Source organism: Campylobacter concisus, from assembly GCF_015229965.1.
In the GTDB taxonomy this organism is placed as follows: Bacteria; Campylobacterota; Campylobacteria; order Campylobacterales; family Campylobacteraceae; genus Campylobacter_A; species Campylobacter_A concisus_BD.
In genome coordinates, this window is record NZ_JAAKZB010000038.1 from 1 (window position 1) to 7,998 (window position 7,998).

A 7,998-nucleotide genomic window follows, 5' to 3' on the forward strand; every position below is an offset into this window, starting at 1 on the left:
CACCTAACAAAAGAAAACGTAGTAATTGCAAACCAAGCAAACGAAGTAACATCAGAAGTAGATGAGATGGCTAAAGCTATAGTTGAAGAGGTTAGGAAGAAGAGGTTTTAGCTTTTTTATCCAAAGGGGGACAAGGGGGCTTGAATTACGGTCTGCTTGCAGTTGCGAGCTTGCGAAGTAAAGCCGTCCCCTTATTCCCCTTTTTAAATCCCCCAATCCCCTCGCACGTTAGCGGTGGCATTCAATAGTGCTGACGCACTGCATGTGGATGATTTCAATAAAATTTAAATTTAGAGCCATGATATGCTCGTTTATAAATTTTTAAAATTTCTTGTTCCATCGTGTATAAATTTGATTAAATAAAAGATAAATTTAGCCCAATTTATGTGTTACTTTTCTACTCAACTATTTAAATAAATTTATAATTTATTTTTTTAAGATTTACTTGTAAAATACCTATAGATATGTAAAAAAATTGCTTTAAGTTATCGTCTTACTTCTTTTATAATGGGCTATTTATATAAATTTTCTTAAACTAATATGTAATTTTATATCTTAAGTTTATTGAAATTTTTATCTACGTAAATCAGGGGTAAATAAGCTTTTCAAAGCTAATATCTATCTAACCTTGTTTTAAATCTTTGAAGGAGAAAAAATGAATCGACGAGATTTCATCAAAAGTGCTGCAGCTAGTGCTGCTTGTGCTAGTGCTGGCATCGCTGTGCCAAGCTCGCTAAGTGCGGCAAGCGAAGCTGAAAAAGGCTGGCGTTGGGATAAGGCTGCCTGTAGATTTTGTGGAACCGGATGTGGCATCATGGTTGCTACAAAAGAGGGCAAGATAGTAGCTGTAAAAGGCGATCCAGAAGCACCGGTAAATCGCGGTCTAAACTGCATCAAAGGCTACTTTAACGCCAAGATCATGTACGGCGAAGATAGGATCACTCATCCACTTTTACGTGTAAATGAAAAGGGCGAATTTGACAAAAAAGGTAAATTCAAGCAAGTAAGCTGGAAACAAGCATTTGACGTGATGGAAGCTCAGTTTAGAAAGACTTATGATGAGCTAGGACCTCACGGCGTTGGCGTGCTTGGCTCTGGTCAATACACTATCCCAGAGGGCTATACAGCTGTTAAGCTTATGAAAGGTGGATTTAGAAGCAACAGCATCGATCCAAATGCAAGACACTGTATGGCAAGTGCGGTTCTTGGCTTTATGCAAGTTTTTGGTATCGATGAGCCATCAGGCTGCTTTGATGACATCGAGCTAACAGATACCATCATAGCTTGGGGCGCAAACATGGCTGAGATGCACCCGATCCTTTGGGCGCGCGTCAGTGATAGAAAGCTTAGCGACCCTGATAGAGTAAAGGTCGTAAATTTAAGTACTTACTCAACTAGAACATCAAATTTAGCTGATATCGAGATCATTTTTACTCCGTCATCTGACCTTGCTATCTGGAACTACATCGCTCGTGAAATAGTCTATAACCACCCTGAGATGATCGATGAAGAATTTGTTAAAAAACACTGCGTCTTCACGGCTGGTCCGGTTGATATCGGATATGGTCTTCGCCCAGACATCCACCACAAAAAATATGCTCCAAGCGAGCTAGACACAGCTGCGACTGAGAAGTCAAAGGTGCTAAGTGAGGCTGAGGGCGTTACACTTTCTTATCTTGGTCTAAAAGCTGGTGATACACTTGAAAATAAAAACGCTGCAAAAGCTGGCGATCACTGGCAAATAACATTTGAAGAGTTTAAAAAAGCTCTTGCGCCTTACACGCTTGACTTTACAGCTAAGGTAGCAAAAGGCGATCCAAACGAAGATATCAATGAATTTAAGAAAAAACTAAAAGCACTTGCTGATCTTTACATCGAGAAAAACCGCAAAGTCGTTAGTTTCTGGACTATGGGCTTTAACCAACACCAGCGCGGCACATGGGTAAATGAGCAAGCTTATATGGTGCATTTCTTGCTCGGCAAGCAAGCACTCCCAGGCTCAGGCGCCTTTTCTCTAACTGGCCAACCAAGTGCGTGTGGTACTGCAAGAGAGGTTGGAACATTCGTTCACCGCTTGCCAGCTGATATGGTTGTCGGCAATCCAAAACACAGAGAGATCACTGAAAAACTTTGGAAACTTCCTGCTGGCACACTAAGTGGCACTCCAGGCTCACACTATGTAAAAATGATGCGTGATCTTGAAGACGGCAAGGTTAAATTTATCTGGGTTCAAGTAAATAACCCATGGCAAAACACTGCAAACGCAAACCACTGGATCAAAGCAGCTCGCGAAATGGACAACTTCATCGTCGTAAGCGACCCTTATCCAGGAATTTCTGCAAAAGTAGCTGACCTTATTTTACCAACTGCGATGATTTACGAAAAATGGGGTGCATACGGTAATGCTGAGAGAAGGACACAGCACTGGAGACAGCAAGTACTTCCTGTTGGCGAAGCGATGCCTGATATCTGGCAGATGCTTGAGTTTAGTAAGCGCTTTAAACTAAAAGATGTTTGGGGCGAGAAAAAGCTAAATGACAAAGTGACACTTCCAAGCGTGCTTGAGGCTGCAAAAGCTATGGGATATAGCGAAGAAGATACGCTATTTGACGTGCTTTTTGCAAATGAAGATGCTAAGAAATTTAGCGCAAACGATCCGATCATGGAAAACTATGACAACACAGAAGTCTTTGGCGATAGTAGAAAGGTGATCGGCTCTGATGGTAAAGAATTTAAAGGATATGGATTTTTCATCCACAAATATCTTTGGGAAGAGTATAGAAAATTTGGTGTTGGCCACGGCCACGACCTAGCTGACTTTGACACTTACCACAGAGTAAGAGGTCTTAGATGGCCAGTTGTCGATGGTAAAGAGACTCAGTGGAGATTTAACACCAAATTTGACCCATACGCTAAAAAAGCCGCTCCAAATGATAAATTTGCATTCTACGGCAACAAAAACGCAGCTCTTCCAACAGGCGATCTAAAAGGCGTGAAAAATCAAGAGAAAACTCCTCTTGCAAACAAAGCAAAAATTTTCTTCCGCCCTTACATGGATCCATGCGAGATGCCAAGCAAAGATTATCCATTCTGGCTATGTACTGGCCGTGTTCTAGAGCACTGGCATACAGGCACGATGACTATGCGTGTTCCTGAGCTTTATAGAGCCGTTCCAGAGGCACTTTGCTACATGCACGAAGATGACGCTAAAAAACTTGGCGTGCTTCAAAACGAGATCGTTTGGGTCGAGTCACGCCGCGGCAAGGTAAAAGCAAGAGTAGATCTAAAAGGTAGAAACAAGCCGCCAGTAGGTCTTGTTTATGTGCCTTTCTTTGATGAAAACGTATTTATAAATAAAGTCTGCCTTGACGCTACTTGCCCTATCTCAAAAGAGACAGACTATAAAAAATGCGCGGTTAAAATTTACAAGGCGTAAAAGTGGCTGATATGGAATTTTCAAGTAGGCGAGAAGCTTTGAAATTTGGAGCTAAGGCAGCGATCTTGGCACTTGGTGGAGGCTTTATATGGTCACTTAGTGCCAAAGCCTCACCGCTTGTACTTCTTAGACCGCCTGGTGCGAAAGCGGAGAAGCAGTTTTTGAAAAGCTGTATTAGGTGTGGGCTTTGCGTAGAGGCCTGTCCATTTGATACGCTAAAACTTGCTACTCTTGAAGATGGTATAAGCGTCGGTACGCCTTATTTTGAGCCTAGAAAAATTCCTTGTCATATGTGCGAGCATATCCCTTGCGTGCCAGCCTGTCCGACTGGGGCACTGGACGCAAATTTAGTTAGCACAGCTGGCAAACTCGATATCAACAAAGCCAAAATGGGCGTTGCAGTTGTCGATATGAAAAACTGCGTGGCATACTGGGGCATACAGTGCGACGCTTGTTACAGAGCCTGTCCGCTCATAGATAAGGCCTTGTATCTTGAGTATCGCCGCAACGAAAGGACACAAAAGCACGCATTTTTGCTCCCGGTAGTTGATAGCGATATCTGCACAGGTTGTGGCGTGTGCGAGCGAGCCTGTATCACCGAAAAAGCAGCCATTACCGTGCTAAACCGCGAGGTTGTGCTTGGCAAAGTTGGCAATAACTACGTCAAAGGCTGGATAAAAGAAGATGAAAGGCGCGTGGATGATGCCAACAGCAAGATAAAGCTCGACATCAAAAAGGCGACTGACTATCTAAATGGCGGTGAGCTATGAAATTTTTAATCTTAAGACGAATAACTCAAATTTCTATCCTAGTGTTATTTATCCTAGGAAATGTTTATGGGTTTAAGATACTTAGCGGAAATTTAAGCTCATCTACGCTTTTTGGACAAATTCCACTAAGCGATCCATTTGCGGTGCTTCAAATTTTACTAGCAAGCTTTAGCGTAGGCATAAATGCAATAATCGGCGCGATCATCGTCTTTGCATTTTACGCACTTATCGCTCCAAGGGCGTTTTGCTCATGGGTTTGCCCGGTAAATTTACTAACCGACATTGCTTACAAGCTAAGAGAGAAATTTGGCTTTAAGGGCGAGAAAATTTTAAACGTAAGTAAAAATTTGCGCTACTACTTGCTAGCGCTTACCCTTATCTTAAGCCTCGCTCTGTCAGTGCCAGCGTTTGAGAGAATTAGCTTTATAGGCATCATCCAGCGTGGCATCATCTATGGCTCAGCTAGCGCCATTGGCATCGCCCTTGGCATAGTTGCCTTTGATATGTTCGTGCTAAAACGCGGAATTTGCTCACACGTCTGCCCGCTTGGTGCATTTTACGCAGTGATATCAAAATTTGCACTCATTAGAGTAAAACACGACGCAGATGCCTGCACAAAGTGCATGAAATGCAAACTCATCTGCCCAGAGGTGCAAGTGCTAGATATGATCGGCAAAGAGAGCCGCGCGGTTAGCTCAAGCGAGTGCATAAGCTGCGGTAGATGTATCGACGTTTGCGGTGATGGGGCGCTAAATTTTAGTATTAGAAATTTAAGGAGAGAAAAATGAAAATGAAAATAATGGCGCTTGGAGCACTATGCGCTGCCTTTTTAGCGGCATGTGCATTGAATAATCCAAGCATTAGCGATTCGCAAATCGGCCTTAGAAATGTCGATTTGTTAGATGATAAAGACGTTGTTTTAAAAGACATCAACTACACAAAAGAGCCAGCAGGTATGGCAAAGAGATTTGACAGATCTTTTGAAAACGCACCTCCATTTATCCCACACGACACTGAGGGCTTGGTGCCTATCACAAAAGATTCAAATATGTGCGTAACCTGCCACATGCCTGAGTTTGCAAAAGATAGCGGAGCTACTCCTATCCCAGCTTCTCACCTTTATGACATCAGAAATAAAAAAGATCTTGCAGGCAAGCTTGATGATGAGAGATATAACTGCACAACTTGCCACGTCGAGCAACAAAATGGCGTAACTCAGCTTGTTGGCAATAAATTTAAACCTGACTTTAGAGATAAAAACGGCTCACATAAGTCAAATTTACTAGACGTTTTAAATGACGGCGTTAAGTAATGCAAAGCAGGCGAGAGCTAATTAGTAAAATTTTGGGGGCAAAACCTGCTCCCAAATTTATAAACCCACCATTTTTTAGCGGTGAATTTGACTGCGCTGGCTGTGAGGCTAGCTGCGTCAGTGCCTGTGAAAAAGAGCTTCTTAGCTTTGAAAATGAAAGAGTTGTTTTTAAAGTTAAAAAGCTAGGCTGTGACTTTTGTGAGGAGTGCGTCAAGGCTTGTCAAAGTAGCGGTCACGCTACACTAAGCTTAAACTCACCAAAGAGCATAAACGCAAAGGTTAGCATCAACGTCGCTAGCTGCCTAGCGTGGAATGACACGATTTGCTACAACTGCCTTGATGCTTGTAAATTTAAAGCGGTTGAGTTTCTTGGTGTTTTTCGCCCTATAATCAATCAAAATTGCGTAAGCTGCGGCGAATGCTTTGATGTTTGTTTTAAAAATTCGCTTGAGATGGAGGCTTTATGAGAGTTTTATTTTTTCTTTTTTGCTTGTTAAATTTTATCTTTGCAAATGAGATCACAACGCCTGTTAAAGAGATAGAAGCTAGTGCAAATGTGCTTGGCACGACGCTTATTTCAGGCAAGCTTTTCATAGCGACTGACGGCGGCACGGTCGAAATTTACGATCCAAAAGAGTCTAAAATTGATGAGATCATAAAAATGGATGATATAAAAACCTACGTTAGCGACCATGAAAGGCCAAAAATTTTAAATGTCGATGAGCTAAATGGCAAGATGCTCATCCTAAGCGAGGGCGACTACGCTACAAAGGTGCTTTATATAAGAGAAAATGGGCAGACGAGAAGCATAAAAATGGCTAATCAAGCGATAAAAAAGGCTCTATTTTTAGATGATGAGCATATAGCACTTGCATCAATTAGCAATGAAATTTACTTTTTAAATCTAAAAAGTGGCGAAATTTATGATAGTTTTAAGATCTCTATCGCAATGCTCTCAGACATGGAGATAAGCGAGGACAGAGGCACGCTAGCGATCGCTTGTGAGAGTGGTAAGGTCTATTTTTACAACGTTCGCACTAAAAAGATGGACAAAATTTTAGATATCCACACTGATAATATCTACGACATCGCCTATAAAAATGGTGTCTTGATCAGCGGAGGCACCGACAGGATCGCTGGCATCTTCTCAGCTGGGACGCTAAAAAAGATAAACACTGGCTTTTTGGTTTATGGCGTTGGGCTTAGTATTGACGGCAAGATCGCAGCTTATATGAGCGATGAGATGAGTGATGTAAATTTGGTTGATAGCGTCACTTTGGATAAGATCGCGATGCTAAAAACTGGTCAAAGCACGATAAATAGCATAGTTTTCATAAGCGACAACGAGGTCGTAACCTCTGCTTATGAGAAGAAAATTTTATTTTGGAGAGTTAGATGAATATTTCAAGCCTGATAGTCTATACGGATAATAAAAATGAGAGCGTAAAAGGTGAGATAAGCAAGCTAAAAGAGTGCGAGATCATCACTGACGCAGAAGATAGGATCGTTGTGGTCGTTAGCTCAGAGAGCATCGAAGATGAGATCAGAGTTTTTAAGATGATAGAGGGCATTAGCGGCGTGGTGAGCGTTGCGATGGTTTATAGCTATCAAGAAGACGCTCAGGAAAATAGAGAGAAGCTTGAAGCAAACGGCAAGATAAGTGAAATTTTGACAAGCGATGACGTAAAAGCCGAAGATATCGCATATAGCGGTAGCGTGCACTATAAGGTGAGGTAAATTTAACCCCCTTTTGGATAAAAAGAAATTTACAAATTCAATAAAGCTGTCTTTGCAAATTTTAAAATTCCATTCACTCGCAAGAATTGACTACTAAAATTTGGCTTCGCTCATCGCTTAGCTCAAATTTTAGAGCCGAAATTACTCGTTCATGAAATTTTAAAATTTGTTAGAAATTTCTTAAAAATAAATCACATGCAGTGCTTTAGCACTGAAGCATGCACCTTGAACGTTGTCGGGGTTAGGGGATCGTTAAGGGGGAAGAGAGCGACTTCGTAATTTAAGCCTCTTCCCCCTTAACAAAGAAAAACAAACATTTAAATTTGATTAGATTGCTTTACAAATTTTAAACTTTCATTCACTCGCAAGAATTGACTACTAAAATTTGGCTTCGCTTGCAGCTTAGCTCAAATTTTAGAGCCGAAATTACTCGTTCATGAAATTTTAAAATTTGCGAAAACTTACTTGATAGCAAAACGCATGCGGCACGATAGTGCTATCGCATGCACTTCTAACGTGCGAGGGGATTGTGGGATTTAAAGGGAGATAAGGGGACGGCTTCGTGTCTGCCATGCAGTTACGAGCCTGCGAAGTAAAGTTCAAGTCCCCTTGTCCCCATTTGGATAAAAAAGCTAGAATTTCTTCTTCCTAACCTCTTCAACTATAGCTTTAGCCATCTCATCTACTTCTGATGTGACTTCGTTTGCTTGGTTTGCAATTACTACGTTTTCTTTTGTTAGATT

General features: G+C 41.6%; 7 protein-coding genes. All 7 read left to right on the forward strand.

Features of this window, described 5'->3' with window-relative positions; translation table 11 throughout:
• The first annotated feature begins 655 nt into the window (after positions 1-655).
• From napA to G6W43_RS10330, 7 genes are read left to right on the forward strand one after another with little or no spacing between them, the layout of a single operon-like run.
• Complete coding sequence (napA, locus tag G6W43_RS10300) at positions 656-3,436, forward strand: nitrate reductase catalytic subunit NapA (RefSeq protein WP_194169745.1); 2,781 nt, start codon at positions 656-658, stop codon at positions 3,434-3,436.
• Positions 3,437-3,447: 11 nt separating this feature from the next.
• Positions 3,448-4,206 carry a ferredoxin-type protein NapG gene (gene napG, locus G6W43_RS10305; protein ID WP_196783753.1) on the forward strand — a complete coding sequence of 253 codons (759 nt, stop codon included), beginning with the start codon at positions 3,448-3,450 and terminating at the stop codon, positions 4,204-4,206.
• On the forward strand, positions 4,203-4,994 hold the full coding sequence (gene napH, locus G6W43_RS10310) for a quinol dehydrogenase ferredoxin subunit NapH (RefSeq protein WP_103611310.1): 792 nt from the start codon (positions 4,203-4,205) through the stop codon (positions 4,992-4,994). The genes napG and napH overlap by 4 nt, the downstream gene beginning before the upstream one ends.
• Positions 4,991-5,518, forward strand: a complete 528-nt coding sequence (locus G6W43_RS10315) for a nitrate reductase cytochrome c-type subunit (protein WP_012001478.1) — start codon at positions 4,991-4,993, stop codon at positions 5,516-5,518. Before napH ends, G6W43_RS10315 begins: the two co-directional genes overlap by 4 nt.
• The gene (locus G6W43_RS10320; protein WP_149722149.1) at positions 5,518-5,985 is read left to right on the forward strand and encodes a 4Fe-4S ferredoxin; all 468 of its coding nucleotides are present in this window, start codon (positions 5,518-5,520) and stop codon (positions 5,983-5,985) included. Before G6W43_RS10315 ends, G6W43_RS10320 begins: the two co-directional genes overlap by 1 nt.
• Positions 5,982-6,917, forward strand: a complete 936-nt coding sequence (locus G6W43_RS10325; protein WP_194169747.1) for a WD40 repeat domain-containing protein — start codon at positions 5,982-5,984, stop codon at positions 6,915-6,917. Before G6W43_RS10320 ends, G6W43_RS10325 begins: the two co-directional genes overlap by 4 nt.
• Positions 6,914-7,255, forward strand: coding sequence for a chaperone NapD (locus tag G6W43_RS10330; RefSeq protein WP_194169748.1), 342 nt, complete (start codon positions 6,914-6,916; stop codon positions 7,253-7,255). The genes G6W43_RS10325 and G6W43_RS10330 overlap by 4 nt, the downstream gene beginning before the upstream one ends.
• The last annotated feature ends 743 nt before the right edge of the window (positions 7,256-7,998 follow it).